Genomic DNA, 15121 nt, shown 5'->3' on the forward strand with positions numbered 1-15121 from the left:
GCTACCATGCCGCACATGAGCCAGATCGAGACCGGGATCGTCTCCTACACGCTGTCCTCCGACTACTATGCGCAGGTCGGCGCCGACTTCGACACCGAGGCGGTGGACGACGCCATCCTGGCCGAGCTGAACCGAAAGCTGCCGAGAGGGATCGTCGTGCAGCGCAGCGGCAAGGTGCTGGCCGACGAGGAGCTGGCCGATGTCGCCCGGAAGCTGGACTGGCCCGAACTGCTGCGGCAGATCGACGTGGACCAGATCCTCGCCGATCACGCGCGCTGAGCGCTCTTGACGGTCTCGTAGGCGGAGAGCGCCGCGCGCCGCGACTCACCGAGGTCGACGACCGGCTCCGGGTAGTCGCCGGTGTCCCACTCCGGCACCCAGCGCCGCACGTAGTCGCCGTGCCGGTCGAACTTCGTGCGCTGCAGTTCGGGGTTGAACACGCGGAAGTAGGGCGCGGCGTCCGCTCCGGAACCGGCGACCCACTGCCAGTTGAACGGGTTGTTCGCCGGGTCGGCGTCCACCAGCGTGTCCCAGAACCACTGCTCGCCGTACCGCCAGTCGATCAGCAGGTTCTTGGTGAGGAAGGACGCGACGACCATCCGCACCCGGTTGTGCATGACTCCGGTCGTCCACAGTTCGCGCATTCCGGCGTCCACGAGCGGGACGCCGGTGCGACCCTGTTGCCAGGCGCGCAGCACGGACGGGTGCAGGCGCGGCCAGGGGAAGGAGTCGTACTCGCGATGGATGTTGACCGTGGCCAGGTCGGGGTGCTCGAAGAGCGTGTGGTAAGCGAACTCGCGCCAGCCGAGCTCGGAGAGGAAGGTGGCGGCCGCCTCGGCCAGGACGCCGTCGGATCTGTTCGCATCGCGCGCGGCGGTGATCGCGTGCCAGACCTGGTGCGGGCTCAGCTCGCCCCACCGCAGGCGCGGGGAGAGCCGGGAGGTGCCGTCGACGCCAGGGACGTCCCGGTCGTCGCGATAGCCGGTGAGACCGTCGGCGACGAAGCCGTGGAGGGCGGCGTTCGCCGCGTGCTCGCCCGGCGCCCAGGTGTCGCGGAGTCCGGCGGCCCAGTCCGGCCGGGTGGGCACGAGGTCGAGGTCGTCGATCGTGAGTCCGTCGAGTGCCGGGCCGGCCCTGAGCTCCTGCGGTGCGCCGAGCGGTCTTCGCGGTGCCGGGGCCGCCTGGCACGCCCGCCAGAACGGGGTGAAGACCGAGAACGGCGTTCCGGCGCCGGTGCGGATCGTCCACGGCTCGAAGAGCAGGCTCGCGCCGAAGCTCTCGGCCTCGACTCCGGCCTCCCGAGCGGCGGCCTTCACGGCCGTGTCGATCCGTCGCTCGGGGCCGCCGTAGCGGCGGTTCCAGAAGACGGCGCCAGCGTCCAGGTCTCCGAGGAGTGCCGCGATCGTCGGCTCTGCGGGTCCGCGCAGGACGACGAGCCGGGAACCGCGCTCGCCGAGGTCGGCGTCGAGCGAGGTGAGGCTGTGGTGCAACCACCACCGGGCGGCGCCGCCGGGTGGGCGGAGGCCAGGGGACTGTTCGTCCCAGACGTAGACGCAGACGACGGGGCGCCCGGTGCGCGCGGCCGCGTCCAGAGCCGGGTTGTCGGCGACGCGGAGGTCGTCGCGGAACCAGACGACGGCCGGGCGGGAGTCGGCGGTCACAGGTCGAGCGCGTCGCCCGGCTCGAGTGCGAAGAACTCGCCGCCGTTCTGCTCGGTCGCCCACGCGATCCGGGAGTTCGAGAGATCCTTGCCCGCCCGGGACAGCACCATCTCGTGGGTGGGGAAGCTGCGCTTGGGCTTCGCCGCGAGCACGTAGTCCATCGTCTCGGCCACCTTCATCCACGGCGCGCCGGCGGGCACCGCCAGCACCTCGAGCTCCACGCCCTCCGGGATGACGAACGAGTCGCCCGCGTAGTAGAGCTCTTCGTTCACCAGCACGCCGAGGTTGTCGACCACGGGGATGCTCTCGTGGATGACGGCGTGCCGGCCGCCGAAGAAGCGGAGGATGAACGGGCCGGCCTCCACGGTGTCGCCCGCGTGCACCACCGTGATGTCGAAGTCCGCGGCGGCCCTGGCCACGCCCTCCGGCGCGAAGATCGGCACATCGGAGTTCATCTCCACGACGCGCTTCAGCTGCTCCGGGGTCCAGTGGTCGGCGTGCTCGTGCGTGACGACCACGGCCACGGTGTTCGCGGTGTCCGTCAGCGGCGAGGTGAAGCTGCCCGGATCGATGAAGAGCTTCTTCCCGGACTCCTCCAGGAGCAGGGCGGCGTGTTCGAACTTCGTCAGTCTCATGGCTTCATCAAACCTCCACAGAGGAGCGCGCGCCAGTTCCGGTCGTGTCGCGCTGCGTTCCGGTCGTGTCGCGCTGCGGGGGACGGCGGCTATGCCATAGTCGTGGACTATGCCTGTCATCCCTCGGACCGTGGTCGTCGCGGTCAACCCGATGGCGTCGTTCGGGCGGCGCCGTGAGGTCGGGCCGCGCGTCGTCGAACGGCTGCGTGCCGCCGGGCACACCGTGATCGCGGTGGACGAGGCCAACATCGAGCTGCTCCGCCGGGAGACGACCCGCGCCGTGGAAGCCGGCGCCGACGCCCTCGTCGTCGTCGGGGGAGACGGCATGGCGAACCTGGGGATCAACATCGTCGCGCAGACGGAGATCCCGCTCGGGATCGTGCCGACCGGCACGGGCAACGACCTCGCCGACGGTCTCGGCATCCCCACCGACGACGCCGACGCGGCCATCGACCAGCTCCTGGAGGCGCTGGGACACCCGCCGCGCACGATCGACGCCGGGCTCATCCGGCACGGCGAGCAGCACGGCGAGCTCAGCACCTGGTTCGGCTGCGTGCTCTCTGCGGGGTTCGACGCTACGGTGAACGAGCGCGCCAACCAGATGACGCGTCCACGAGGCCGCAGCCGCTACGTCTTCGCGCTGCTGCGCGAGCTGGCGGTCCTGCACCCCCGCCCGTACCGCATCGTCGCCGACGGCGAGCAGATCGCCACCGAGGCGATGCTCGTCTCGGTCGCCAACAACCGCTCGCTGGGCGGCGGCATGCGCATCGTCCCGCACGCGGATCTCGCCGACGGCCGCTTCGAACTGTTCGTGGTGACGAAGATGTCGAGGCCGCGTTTCCTCCGGCTGTTCCCGAAGGTGTTCCGCGGCGAGCACACCGACCTGCCCGAGGTCTCCTTCCGCAGCCTCAGCACGGTGCGGATCGAGGCCGAGGGCGTCGTCGCGTACGCCGACGGCGAGCGGATCGGCCCGCTCCCCGTCGAGGTCTCGGTCGTCCCCGGCGCGCTCCGCGTCCTGGTCTGACGGCCGCGCGACACTCCCGGGGTGACGGCGCCGTTTTGGAGGAAGACACCGTTCTGTGGCATTATCGATGAGTTGCAAAGACGGCCCCATCGTCTAGCGGCCTAGGACGTCGCCCTCTCACGGCGGTAACGCGGGTTCAAATCCCGCTGGGGTCACAATCGCCCGCTTCCCTTGATTTTCAAGGGAAGCGGGCATTTTTCTTACGCGCCCGGTGATGTCGCGGATCGGCTTCGTGGCAACACTTTGGCAACATTCGATTTCATAGCTGCGTCATCCAGCGCGATGGCAACGGCGTCTAGGTCATCCTCGAAGAGGTCGGCGTAGACATCGAGGGTGATGCTGGCCGACGCGTGGCCGAGCATTCGCTGCACGGCTTTGACGTTGGCGCCGGCCGACACAGCAAGGCTCGCTGCAGTATGTCGCAGCTCGTGAGGCGTTAGCGCCTCGAGCCCGATCGCGGCCGCTGCGGGATCAAACCAGCCGTTGCGGAACGTGTGATTCCGTAGCCAGATCTTCGTTCGACTGCCGTAGAAAACCGGATCGTCGCCGCTACGGCCTCTGGTCTGCGATCTGAGCGCGTCGACCAGAAATGCAGGAATGGGGATCGAGCGGTGCTCGTAGTCCTTGGGCGGCTCGATGCGCTGGTAGCCCTTGTCGGCCACGACCGTCTGCTGGACCGTGAGCCGCTTCCGCGCGAAGTCGATGTCTCGCACCCGGAGCCCTGCAAGCTCGCCCCAGCGCAGCCCGCAGTAGGCGAGTGTGAGGACGAGAATGTCGTAGCCATACTGGGAGCCCTTTGAGCGATCTCCGACGGCCTGAGCAAGCGCAGCGACCTGATCGTGGGTGAGATAGCGCTTGATGGCCCGTACGCGCTTCGGGAGTTTGAGCTTGACTGCTGGGTTGGCTGGAAGCCGTCCGTCATCCACAGCGAGCTGCAGTGCCCCGCTGAGTACGTTTACGATTTTGCGGATCGTCTCGGGGGACCCGGGCAATCCGGCAGCCCACTCCTGGACTCGCAGCCGGTTCAGGTTGCCAATCGGGATGCGTCCCAACTCTGGTTCGATGTAATTCGCGATGATTCCCTCAACGCGGGTTCGCGTTGTCGCTCGAAGGTCGGGCCTCGTCGCGAGCCATCGGCTCATCCAGCTCGCAACGGTTGTACGGCTCTTGGCGGGATCGACGTAACGCCCGGTGGCCTTGTCCACCTCGACCGATGCCAAGAAGATCTGGGCGTCGAACTTGGTCCGGAACCCACGCTTCGACGTCTGCAGGTGGTCGGGTCGTCGGTAAAGCACCCGATACCGCCGGCCTTTGGTTGTCTCGTACGCCTCGATGCTTCCCATGGCACACCCCCTGCGAAGAATGCACCGATCCACCGACACCGGCTCGGTAGATCACCCCGTCTTGGGTGAGCAGCACCCAACCCACGTGCGAATGATGTGGGCGGCGGCTCCCCTCACCGCGCCATCTCCATCGGCACCTGTCCGGCGTTCAGTCGAAGGTCGGATACTCCCACGGCGGCGCCCCTTCGAGGGCAGCGAATCGCGCCAACGAACGGTCGCAGGCGGCGCGCCACCGGTCGTTCACAGCCGTGGGTGGCCATGCGAGATGAGCCAGTTGAGCCGTGACGTGGACCGTGCAGCGAAGCATCGTCTGCGCATCGTCCAGAGCCAACTCCCTCGGCACTTGGAGGCTGATGTCTTCCGGGGAGACGTCGGCGGGGTTCTCAGGCACGTCGACCTGAGCGAACATCGCGATCGCGAAGCTCTGACCGTGGGCTACGGCCGATAGCTGCGAGTAGTAGAGGTCACCATAGGTCGCGTCCCCATGGGCACCTTGGATCTCGGCGGGGATCACGTCGTTTATCAGAGCCGACGTCATCGCGGCGAACTTCGGAGGCGTATACATTTCGGCGCGTTCTCTTAGCGCCCATGCCGTGATCTGTTGTCGGAACTCCTTCGCGGTGACCCTATCGCCCGACACGCCCGCGATCGACTGCTCGTACCGCTCGGAGTAGCCCAGTTCCGCGAAACTCAGACACGCGGTGGCGACAGCCAGAGACCTAGCGTCCGAGTTCTTCAATAGCCAGTGCGGTCGGCTGAGCACTTCCAGGCCCCCACGGGTGAGCGTGGAAAGCGACGCGGCGGCGGGCTTGTTGCCGCGTAGCAGGGCGGCCATGCCAGCGAGGTGGTCGAACCCGGCTAGGACGGCGATCTGGATTGTCTGCATTGCAACGTGCGTGACGCTCGTCCCGTGCCAGCCCGGGTGAGTGTTGATTGGGTCATCGAATAGGGCGCGCGCCGGCGAACCTGGCCACGGGTCCGTCAACATGATCGCCGTCATCAAGGTCCGACCATGGCGGGCGACATCGAGCAAAGCCCCGCTGATTTCTGCACGCTCCGCTTGCGTCAGTCTCGCGTCATCCACCAAGTCACTCCGATTCGGATTCGCTTCACCGCAGGGTACTGGCCCGAACACCCGAGTCCTGAGCGATATCGACGATGTTGTCGCGGGAAGTGTCGCGCTCAGGTCGGCGACTCAACGCGACTAGCGCTTGTCCCTTGCAACTCGGTCGATCCGCGCTGCACCCGTTTGTTGAGCGCTTGTCGGCTCAGGCCTGTCCTACTCGCGAGCGAATTCCAGCTCTCGCCGACCTCGCGAAGCTGCGCTATCAACTCGTCGCGCTCGACGAGTGCTTCCTGTTGAACCAGACGGAGTCGATCGATGGTCCGCGAAAGTTCGGTGAGTTTTTTGAGGGCGTCGACGCGCGTGCCCCATTCGGCTTGAAGCTTCAGCATCGCGTCGGCGGCGTGCCGCTGTGCGGCCTGCTGTTCGCGGTCTTCAGCGCGTCGGATGGCGGCGACATCGTGTGCTTGGCGTTGTCGTGCGTAGGACGCTTCACGCTGCCTGCCCTTGCTCGAACTGCCATGATTTGCCATGCAACCAGGTTTACACGCGACCCCTGTCATTCACTGCGCGCCGAAGGGCCCCACTTAAAGTGCCTACGTGCATTGCTCCTCGTTGCTTTGCTCTTGGTTCTCCTCTTCGGCCTTCCATCTCCCTTGTTTCTTGCTCTTGGGTCATTCTCTGGTTGGTGTTTCTCGGCTTGGTCTCTTATTGGTTCCTTGGCCTTGGTTCCTCCGTTGGGCCCTCGGCCTTCGCGTTCGCATCTGGTCGGCCGCGGCGACTCCCTGGTTGAGGGGTGCGATGGCTTGATCCCGCTTGTACCCACGGTTCTCAGCGCGCCATGCGTAGGTCGCTTAACCCGAACCCTCCACGTTCGGGGAGTGCTGATTCGATTTGCGCTGTCGAGAATGGGAGACGTGGGCGGAGCGACTCGGGCAGCTCGTCAGTTGGCGGTGCAGCCTCAGAGACACCCTCGGCCAACATTCGGGCCTGAGCTTTGGCGATCAACGGAACCTTCATGGTCCACTCTGTTATCTGAGCGAGGACGCGTATCGTCCACACCGGTGCAGGGACGACGAGGACGCGTCGGCCGACGATGCCCGCGATTCGATGAACGACCTCACTGAGCATGAGTTCTTCGCCGCCGACAACCGCGACCGTGGAGTAGGGAAGTTCGCCGTCCGCCGCCGCGACTAGGACGTCGACCATTTCGGTGATGGGGACGGGGCGGATCGGCTTCTCATGGAGTCCAACTGTCGCGAAAAGCGGCACGGTCTGAACCGAGCGGCTGACATGATCGACCAGGTGGTCGCCGTGGCCGTAAATCATGCCGGCCTTGAGGATGGTGTAGTCGAGGCCTGACTGGCGGATGAGTTCTTCCGCCGCCCATTTCGACTCGTGGTACGGAGACCCGCAATTCGGGCGTGCCCGCAAGAAGCTCAGCATCAGGATGCGCTTCACGCCCGCTCGCTGAGCGGCTTCGACTACCGCTCGCGTGCCGTCGATGTGCACCTTCTGGTAGGTCTGCGTGCCGATTTGGCGGTTGATTCCGGCGCAGTGAGCAACGACATCGCAGCCCGCGAATGCCGTGGCCAGAGCATCAACATCGTCGATGTCGACGCCCGTTCGTCGGGACACCACGACCGTCTTCGACGGGTCGTAGCGCTCGGCCAAGTGTCTTCCCACGAAGCCGGCGCCGCCGGTGATGGCGATCTTCATGTTTGATGTCTCCTTACGAACAAGCTCTCGGAGACAAGCTATGGGCTTTGTAGCTATTTAGCAAGGATGCTAGAATGCGAATCATGCAAGACAGTGTCAGCGACATCTTCGAAGCACTAGCGCACCCCACGCGCCGGCAGATTCTCCAAGACCTCAAGGGTGGGGAGCTCGCGGCCGGAGAGATCGCTGCGAAATTCAGTGCATCCGGCCCCACCATTTCTCGCCATCTCGGGGTGCTTCGAAACGCGGGCCTCGTGAGCGAACGTCGTGACGGGAATCGGATCCTGTATTCCCTTGTCGGGGACCGGTTGGCGCTGTCGGTCGGGGATTTCCTTTCGACGGTGTGCCCGGAGCAGATTGTGATGCGCGAAGTGCGAAAGAGGACGGGCCCGTCGGCACGCAATGCGAAGGGCGCGACCGCATGAGCGGGTTCAGGACTCTTCGAGCGCAGGTTCGGCGCCGTCTTCTCATCAGCTACCGAGTGAAGCCGGAGGTGGCCCAGACTCTGATCCCGGAACCGTTCCGTCCGCAGATCGTCGATGGCAGCGCTGTCGCGGGTGTCTGCATGATCGGGCTTCAGTCGGTTCGGCCCGGTTGGATACGCCCTCGATTGGGGTTCCGGACCGAGAACGTCGCTCATCGGAGTGCTGTTGAGTGGGACGAAGGCGGCGTCACGCGAAGCGGGGTGTACATCGTGGAACGTCACAGCTCATCGCTGCTACCTGTGCTCGGCGGCGGCCGGCTCTTTCCCGGAGTTCAAAAACTTGCGCGATTCAAGCTCGACGAGACGGCATCGCGGTTCCGGGTGACCATGTCGGCACCCGGAACTCACGTGGCCGTCGATGTGGCACTCGGTGGCCCGTGGAACAGCTCCCTGTTTCCGACCGTCGAAGATGCCTCCTCATTCCACGAACACGGCGCAGTCGGTTGGTCACCCTGCAGGGACGGCAGGGGAGTGGAGCCACTCAAGTTGACGTCGACCGACTGGGCGGTGGAACCGGGAAGGGTGATCAGCGTTCAATCGTCGTTCTTTGATGAGCTCCCTCAAGGGGCAGCCGTTCTAGACAGCGTGGTCGTGATGCGGGATCTTCCGTTTTTCTGGGACACGCCGGCAATTGTTCCGGAGCGAGTCGCAAGTGATTCCAGCTCGGTACTGTGAGCCAGTAGTCGAGTCTTTCCGAGACCGCTGTTCCTCCGACATCCCGCACATAGCAGCCTTGCTCCCTGAGCATCCGCGTCAAGGGTGCAGCTTCGCTGCATCGCGAAGCGACGCGCAGCGCCCTTGACCCGGACGATCAGGAAGCAAACGATTAGCTGTGGGGAAGTCGGATCTATCAGGCGATTTCAGGGGTCTGGCCCGCGGGTGGCGTCCCGTTGTGTGGTGGAGTTTCTCGACACCGTGCGGGATCAGCTGTTGGTGATTATGCCGCAGTGAGTTCGGGGATTGCCACCTCCTCGGTTTGAACGTCCAGGAGCTTCATGGAGTGTTCGCTGAAGTAGCGGCGGTCGGCGCCGTCCCATTCGTCGTGTTGCTCGATCAGGACGTGCCCGGCCAGGCGCAGCAGCGCGGCCGGGTTGGGGAAGGTGCCGACGACGTCGGTGCGGCGTTTGATCTCCTTGTTGACCCGCTCCAGCGGGTTCGTGGACCAGATCTGCCGCCAGTGCGCGACCGGGAACCCGGTGAAGGCGAGGAGGTCATCGCGGGCGTCCTCGAGCATGTCCGCGACCTTGGGATGCGAGCGGGCTAGCATCCGGGTGACCTCGCCGAACTGGGCGATCACATGCTCGGTGTCGGGTTGGGCGAAGATCGTGCGGATGATCGAGGCAACCATGGGACCGGCCGTCTTCGGGACGTTGGCGAGGACGTTGCGCATGAAGTGAACGCGGCAGCGCTGCCAGGCCGCGCCGGCGAACACCGTTTGGATGGCGGCGATCAGACCGGTGTGGGCGTCGGAGATCACCAACTTCACCCCACCCAGCCCGCGCGCTTTCAGGGAGCGCAGGAAGCTGGTCCAGAACGGTTGCGACTCCGTCTCGCCGACCTCGAACCCGAGGACCTCCCGGCGCCCGTCGGCGGCGACACCGACCGCGACCACGACCGCTTGGGACACCACCCGGCGGCCGACGCGGGCCTTGCAGTAGGTGGCATCCAGGAACACATACGGGTAGGTCGTGTCCGTCAGCGGCCGGTCGCGGAACGCCGCGACGTCCTCGTCCAGGTTCGCGCAGATCCGGGACACCTCCGATTTGGAGATCCCGGTGCCGGCGCCGAGCGCCTTGACCAGATCATCGACCTTCCGGGTCGAGACCCCGTGAACATAAGCCTCCATCACCACCGCGAACAGCGCTTGATCGACCCGGCGGCGCCGCTCCAACAGCGACGGGAAGAAGGAGCCTTGCCGCAGCTTGGGGATCTTCAACTCCAACTCGCCGGCGGTCGTGGTCAGAGCCCGGGGTCGGGTGCCGTTGCGCTGGGCCACCCGATCGCTGGTGCGTTCGAACGGGGCGGCGCCGATGAACGCGACAGCTTCCGCGTCGATCAATTCTTGGTACAGGGTTTCGGTCGCGACCCTAATCCGGTCGCTGACATCGGTGAGTTTGAGTTCCCCGAGCAGCTCGAGGAGGGCAGACTGGTCAAGAGCCATCGTGCGTTGTGTCCTTCCGTGAGATTCCTAGACAGTTCTCACTGACCATCGCACGATGGCTCACTGCGTCAACGACGTGACACTCAAGCCCAAGAACTACACCACCCCAAGGGACGCCACCGGCCCGCGCGGCACGCCTGGCTTTTGTGGCAACAAAATGGCAACAACTGCACGAGGATTCAGGTCATCTGCATGATTTACGGTGATCGCGGATCCCGCTGATTTACTGGGATCGCGGGCGTATTTGCCGAAATTCCCCTCGGACCCTTCGCCCTCTCACGGCGGTAACGCGGGTTCAAATCCCGCTGGGGTCACCACAGCCCGCTTCCCTTCATTTTCAGGGGAAGCGGGCTTTTCTTCGTCGCCAGTTGATGGCGCGAACCGGAACCTGGCCACGGGGCGACATCGAGCAGAGCCCCGCTGATTTCTGCACGCTCGGCTTCCGTCGCCCTGGCTCTTCTTCCGTTCGCTCCCTATCGTTTGTCACTCTTCGGTCCTGTCGGCTGACTCCCGCAACTTATGTCGATTTCGTGTAAAAGTAGTCCATAATTGGACCACGCGGACGGAGCAGGCATGACAACATCGTTGGTCGTCGATGGACGCCCTTTTCTCGCCATCGGTGGGGAGGTACACAATTCGAGCTCGTCGGACGCCGCCTTTCTGGCCACCGAGTGGGGTCGGCTGGCGCGCACGGGAATCAACACGGTGCTGGTCTCCGTTGCCTGGTCCGAAGTGGAGCGTGCGGAGGGCGAATTCTCGTTCGAGATCGTCGACGAGTTGCTCCGGTACGCGCGCGACGCCGGTCTGCGGCTAGGAGTTATTTGGTTCGGTGCATTCAAGAACGCGCTCTCCACCTACGCACCGAGTTGGGTCAGGGCCGACACGGGCAGATTCCCGCGCGCTGTCCCGCAGCAGGATCCGCTGCCCACGCCGTTCAGCTACGACGGCGCCACGGCGAAGCCCGTGCTCTCGGTCTTCTCGCCGGACCTCGCCGCCGCGGATGCGCGGGCGTTCACGGCGTTCGTGCAGCATCTTGCCATGGTCGACGACGCAGGCACGGTGATCATGATCCAGGTCGAGAACGAGATTGGGCTGCTCGGTTCTTCCCGAGATCATTCTGAGCCCGCAGCGGCGGCGTGGGCTGGTCCTGTTCCCGCTCGGCTGATCGCTCTGGCGCACGAGGAACCTGAAGCGCTGCCCGCCGGCGTCGCTGCTGCTCTCGCTGATGTAGCGCACGGTGCGACGTGGGCCTCGCTCGCGGGGTCGCAGGACGACATCGACGAGACGTTCATGGCATGGGCGTTCGCCGAATACGTCGAACGGCTCGCCATGTCGGCACGTCCGGTGACGCGCGTCCCGTTCTACACCAATGCATGGCTCGGGCCGCAGCCCGGCCAGGACCGGCCCGGTCAGTATCCGAGCGGAGGGCCGACCGCCCGGATGCTCGGGCTTTGGCAGGATGCCGCGCCGTCGCTCGACTGGCTGTCGCCGGATATCTACATCGACGACACTCGCGCGGTGCTCGAGGCCTACGCCCAGCGTTCCAACCCTCTGTTCGTTCCCGAGTCGCGGTTCTCCGCCGGCGACCTGTTCGTGGCTGTCGGAGCCCTGAACGCGATCGGCTACTGCACCTTCGGACTGGAGGACGGCCGCGACGGCGCGTTGTTCTTCCGGGCCGCGCGCAGCCTCCTCGCGTTGTGGGATCTGATCACCGCCCATCGTGACAGCGCGGGCGTCTGGGGATTCGCGCTCGACGCGGACGAGCAGTCCGAGGGGCACGATTTCGGCGACATCACCGTCACCGTACGGAACGGGCCAGCGATTTTCGCCAGGATGCTCCTCGACGTGGGAGTGCAACTCCCCGAGCCCGAGGCAACGGCGTCCGAGACGCTTCCCGGCGCCATCCCCGTCCCCGCCGACTCGCGCCCGTTCGGCATCGTCATCCGAACCGGACCGGACCGGTTCGTCGTCGCGGGGCAGGGGGCCCTTTTCGATTTCGACTCGGAGAACGGGCTTGTGGAAATCGACGAGGTGCGTGAGCTCATCCCGGAGGGCGGCACCCTCCGACCGGCGCGCTTCCTGAACGGCGACGAGCGGCTAGAGGTTGTTCCGCAATCAGGAATCGGGATCGCCGAGATCACACTCGTCCGGCCGGTCCCCGCACCGATAGCCATCTCGGCGTGAGGCCAAAGCCGTCCCGATTATGCTTTCCCACTCTGCTACCGTCGCCACCATGCTGAATCCGGTCGCCGAGGGCGTGCGCGTCCACCAGAGCGAGTTCTGTCAGACCAACACCGTCGTGGTCGACGGGGACACCGGCGTGCTGCTGGTCGATCCGGGCATCCTGGACGGGGAGCTGAGCGGCATCGCCGCCGAGCTCCGTGCGTCCGGCACGCCGGTCGCCGCCGGGTTCGCCACCCACCCGCACTGGGATCACGTGCTCTGGCATCCCGCGTTCGGCACGCCGCCCCGTTTCGCGACGGCGCATGCCGCCGGCGCCATCGAGGCCTTCCTCGCGAACGAGGCGTGGCGGGAGTGGGTCGCCCCGATGATCCCGGCCGACATCGCCGACCGCGTGCCGCTCACCCTCTTCGGCGAGCTCACCGCCCTCCCGGACGGCGCCGAGTGGATCCCGTGGGACGGCCCGCGCGTGCGCGTGATCGAGCACCGCGCCCACGCGGCCGGCCACGCGGCGCTGCTGATCGAGGAGCGCGGCATCCTCGTCGCCGGCGACCTCCTGTCGGACGTGCTGGTGCCGCTGCTCGACCACAGTGCGGACGACCCGGTCGAGGACTACCTCGCCGCCCTGACGCTCATCGAGAGCATCGCGGACGGCGTCGGCACGGTCGTCCCCGGTCACGGCTCCGTCACGGGAGCGGATGGCCTTCGCGAGCGGATCGGGCTCGACCGCGCCTATCTGCTCGCGCTCCGCGCCGGCGAGCAGCCGGAGGACGACCCGCGGCTCGGCCCGGACGCCGTCTACGACTGGGTGGCCGGCGTTCACGAGCGGCAGGCGGGGCTCCTCGCGCAGCGGTAACGGGGCGCACCGACCCGCCGACCCGCTAGACTAGGTGCTCGCGAAGGGGAGTATCCCGAAGAGGCCGGACGGCCTCGCGCTGCGCACGTCATCACGGTCCGGTCGGGCCCGGGCGCAGCGGCACGGATGTGCGGGAGAGACTTTCGGGTCCATCCCGCCTACCCTTCGAAAGGTCTTCCGTTGGAACTCGCGCTCCCGCTCTGGTTCGAGGTCGGCAGCTTCGTCGTCCTGCTGCTCATCCTCGCCTTCGACCTCCTGATCGTCTACAGGCGCCCGCACATCCCGAGCCCCCGGGAGTCCGCGCTGTGGGTGGCCTTCTACGTCGGCCTCGCGCTCGTCTTCGCACTGCTCATGCTGCTGATCGGCGACGCCGAGCACGCCGGGCAGTTCCTCGCCGGCTGGCTCACCGAGTACAGCCTGAGCATCGACAACCTGTTCGTGTTCGTGATCATCATGGGGCGGTTCGCGGTGCCCAGGAAGTACCAGCAGGAGGTGCTCATGGTGGGCATCATTCTGGCGCTGATCTTCCGCGGCCTGTTCATCCTGCTCGGCGCCGGTCTCATCGCCAGCTTCAGCGCGATCTTCTACCTGTTCGGCGCGTTCCTGCTCTGGACGGCGTTCAACCAGGCGTTCGGGAAGCACGACGACGAGGGCGCGCAGGACAGCCGGCTCATCCGCTTCGCGCGGCGCCGGCTCAAGGTCTCCGACCAGTACGAGGGCAACAGGCTGCGCACGACCGTGAACGGCCGGCGGATGTTCACGCCGCTGATCATCGTCTTCCTGGCGCTCGGGACGACCGACCTGCTGTTCGCGCTCGACTCCATCCCGGCGATCTTCGGCATCACGCAGAGCGCGTTCATCGTGTTCACCGCGAACGTCTTCGCCCTGATGGGGTTGCGCCAGCTTTACTTCCTGCTCGGGCACCTGCTGGAGAAGCTCGTCTACCTCAAGTACGGGATCGCGTTCATCCTCGCCTTCATCGGCGTCAAGCTGGTCTTCCACGCCATGCACGAGAACACCCTGCCGTTCGTCAACGGCGGCCAGCACATCGAGTGGGCGCCCGACATCAGCACCTGGACCTCGCTCGGGGTGATCGTGGGTGCAATGGCGGTCGCGACCGTCGCTAGTCTGGTGAGGCTGCACCTGAGCGGCACCACCGTCGAACGCGCCATCCACGGGGATGACGACCCGGCGACGACGACCGCAGAGGCCGCCCCGGCCGCGACATCCCCGGAGGACCCACGCACATGACTTCCCGCGTCGAGGTGAGTGCCAGAAGCGACACCGGAGCGGTCCGGCAGATCAACGAGGACAGCTACCTCGCCCAGGACCCGGTCTTCGTGGTCGCGGACGGAATGGGGGGCCACGCACGCGGCGACGCTGCGAGCCGGACGGCGGTCGACAGCCTCGCCCGCACCCTTCCGGCCGGGGCGACGCCGACGCCGGAGGAGGTCATCACCGCGATCGACGAGGCGAACGCGGCCGTGCGCGCGCTGTCCGACGCGGAGGAGACCGGCGCGGCCGTCGCCGGCACCACGCTGACCGGCGTGGTGCGGGTGCGTGTGCCGGAGCGGGCGGCGGAGGAGTGGATGGTCGTCAATGTCGGCGACTCCCGCGTGTACTCCTGGGACGGCCGAGAGCTCCGCCGGCTGACCGTCGACCACTCGGCGGTCCAGGAGCTGGTCGACGCCGGGCTCATCACCCCCCAGCAGGCGGCCGTGCACCCGGAGCGCAACGTGATCACCCGTGCGCTCGGGGCGGAGGACTTCGTCGACACCGACAGCGAACTGCTCGCCCCGGACGACTCCCGGACCTTCCTGGTCTGTTCGGACGGCCTCACCCGGGAGCTGGGCGACGAGACCATCGCGGACATCCTCGCCGGCGACCCGGCCGACCCGGCCGCGGTGCTCGTTGAGGCCGCGATCGCCGCCGGCGGGCACGACAACGTCACGGTGCTCGTCGTGCGGCCGGGAACCGGACGGTCCTGAGCCCCG

General features: G+C 66.4%; 15 protein-coding genes and 1 tRNA gene. 9 read left to right on the plus strand and 7 right to left on the minus strand.

Annotated features, from left to right (window positions below):
• The first annotated feature begins 15 nt into the window (after positions 1 to 15).
• Positions 16 to 279, plus strand: coding sequence for a hypothetical protein (locus ACRAWC_RS01895; RefSeq protein WP_431346237.1), 264 nt, complete (start codon positions 16 to 18; stop codon positions 277 to 279).
• Here ACRAWC_RS01895 and ACRAWC_RS01900 read toward each other — a convergent pair.
• Complete coding sequence (locus ACRAWC_RS01900) at positions 267 to 1661, minus strand: cryptochrome/photolyase family protein (protein WP_431346238.1); 1395 nt, start codon at positions 1659 to 1661, stop codon at positions 267 to 269. The two genes, ACRAWC_RS01895 and ACRAWC_RS01900, sit on opposite strands and share 13 nt — an antisense overlap.
• Positions 1658 to 2296 (minus strand): MBL fold metallo-hydrolase, encoded by a 639-nt coding sequence (locus ACRAWC_RS01905; protein WP_431346239.1) that lies wholly within the window; start codon positions 2294 to 2296, stop codon positions 1658 to 1660. Before ACRAWC_RS01905 ends, ACRAWC_RS01900 begins: the two co-directional genes overlap by 4 nt.
• A 109-nt stretch (positions 2297 to 2405) precedes the next feature.
• On the opposite strand from ACRAWC_RS01905, the gene ACRAWC_RS01910 reads away from it, so the two are divergent.
• Positions 2406 to 3320: a diacylglycerol kinase family protein gene (locus ACRAWC_RS01910; RefSeq protein ID WP_431346240.1), complete on the plus strand. Its 915-nt coding sequence runs from the start codon at positions 2406 to 2408 to the stop codon at positions 3318 to 3320.
• An 82-nt stretch (positions 3321 to 3402) separates the two neighbouring features.
• Positions 3403 to 3475, plus strand: a tRNA-Glu gene (locus ACRAWC_RS01915).
• 45 nt (positions 3476 to 3520) lie between these two features.
• Here the strand turns inward: ACRAWC_RS01915 and ACRAWC_RS01920 are convergent.
• The 4 genes from ACRAWC_RS01920 to ACRAWC_RS01935 form a co-directional block, all read right to left on the minus strand.
• Positions 3521 to 4663: a tyrosine-type recombinase/integrase gene (locus ACRAWC_RS01920; RefSeq protein ID WP_431346241.1), complete on the minus strand. Its 1143-nt coding sequence runs from the start codon at positions 4661 to 4663 to the stop codon at positions 3521 to 3523.
• Between the two features lie 148 nt (positions 4664 to 4811).
• Entirely contained in the window at positions 4812 to 5747 is a 936-nt protein-coding gene (locus ACRAWC_RS01925) for a hypothetical protein (RefSeq protein ID WP_431346242.1), read from the minus strand.
• A 98-nt stretch (positions 5748 to 5845) separates the two neighbouring features.
• Positions 5846 to 6259: a hypothetical protein gene (locus ACRAWC_RS01930; protein WP_431346243.1), complete on the minus strand. Its 414-nt coding sequence runs from the start codon at positions 6257 to 6259 to the stop codon at positions 5846 to 5848.
• A 298-nt stretch (positions 6260 to 6557) separates the two neighbouring features.
• Positions 6558 to 7445, minus strand: a complete 888-nt coding sequence (locus tag ACRAWC_RS01935; RefSeq protein WP_431346244.1) for an NAD(P)H-binding protein — start codon at positions 7443 to 7445, stop codon at positions 6558 to 6560.
• A gap of 83 nt (positions 7446 to 7528) precedes the next feature.
• Here ACRAWC_RS01935 and ACRAWC_RS01940 point away from each other — a divergent pair, with 83 nt between their 5' ends.
• A complete protein-coding gene (locus tag ACRAWC_RS01940; RefSeq protein WP_431346245.1) occupies positions 7529 to 7870 on the plus strand; it encodes a metalloregulator ArsR/SmtB family transcription factor in 342 nt (113 codons plus the stop codon).
• Positions 7867 to 8604 (plus strand): DUF2071 domain-containing protein, encoded by a 738-nt coding sequence (locus tag ACRAWC_RS01945; RefSeq protein WP_431346246.1) that lies wholly within the window; start codon positions 7867 to 7869, stop codon positions 8602 to 8604. The genes ACRAWC_RS01940 and ACRAWC_RS01945 overlap by 4 nt, the downstream gene beginning before the upstream one ends.
• A 262-nt stretch (positions 8605 to 8866) precedes the next feature.
• Here the strand turns inward: ACRAWC_RS01945 and ACRAWC_RS01950 are convergent, their stop codons facing one another.
• A complete protein-coding gene (locus ACRAWC_RS01950; protein WP_431346085.1) occupies positions 8867 to 10090 on the minus strand; it encodes an IS256 family transposase in 1224 nt (407 codons plus the stop codon).
• A 549-nt stretch (positions 10091 to 10639) separates the two neighbouring features.
• Between ACRAWC_RS01950 and ACRAWC_RS01955 the strand changes: the two genes are divergently transcribed.
• From ACRAWC_RS01955 to ACRAWC_RS01970, 4 genes are all read left to right on the plus strand, one after another.
• Positions 10640 to 12274 carry a DUF5597 domain-containing protein gene (locus ACRAWC_RS01955; protein ID WP_431346247.1) on the plus strand — a complete coding sequence of 545 codons (1635 nt, stop codon included), beginning with the start codon at positions 10640 to 10642 and terminating at the stop codon, positions 12272 to 12274.
• Positions 12275 to 12323: 49 nt separating this feature from the next.
• Positions 12324 to 13127, plus strand: coding sequence for an MBL fold metallo-hydrolase (locus ACRAWC_RS01960; protein WP_431346248.1), 804 nt, complete (start codon positions 12324 to 12326; stop codon positions 13125 to 13127).
• A gap of 180 nt (positions 13128 to 13307) precedes the next feature.
• Entirely contained in the window at positions 13308 to 14378 is a 1071-nt protein-coding gene (locus tag ACRAWC_RS01965; RefSeq protein WP_431346249.1) for a TerC family protein, read from the plus strand.
• Complete coding sequence (locus ACRAWC_RS01970) at positions 14375 to 15115, plus strand: PP2C family protein-serine/threonine phosphatase (protein WP_431346250.1); 741 nt, start codon at positions 14375 to 14377, stop codon at positions 15113 to 15115. The genes ACRAWC_RS01965 and ACRAWC_RS01970 overlap by 4 nt, the downstream gene beginning before the upstream one ends.
• The last annotated feature ends 6 nt before the right edge of the window (positions 15116 to 15121 follow it).

It is taken from the genome of Leifsonia sp. L25 (genome assembly GCF_050632895.1).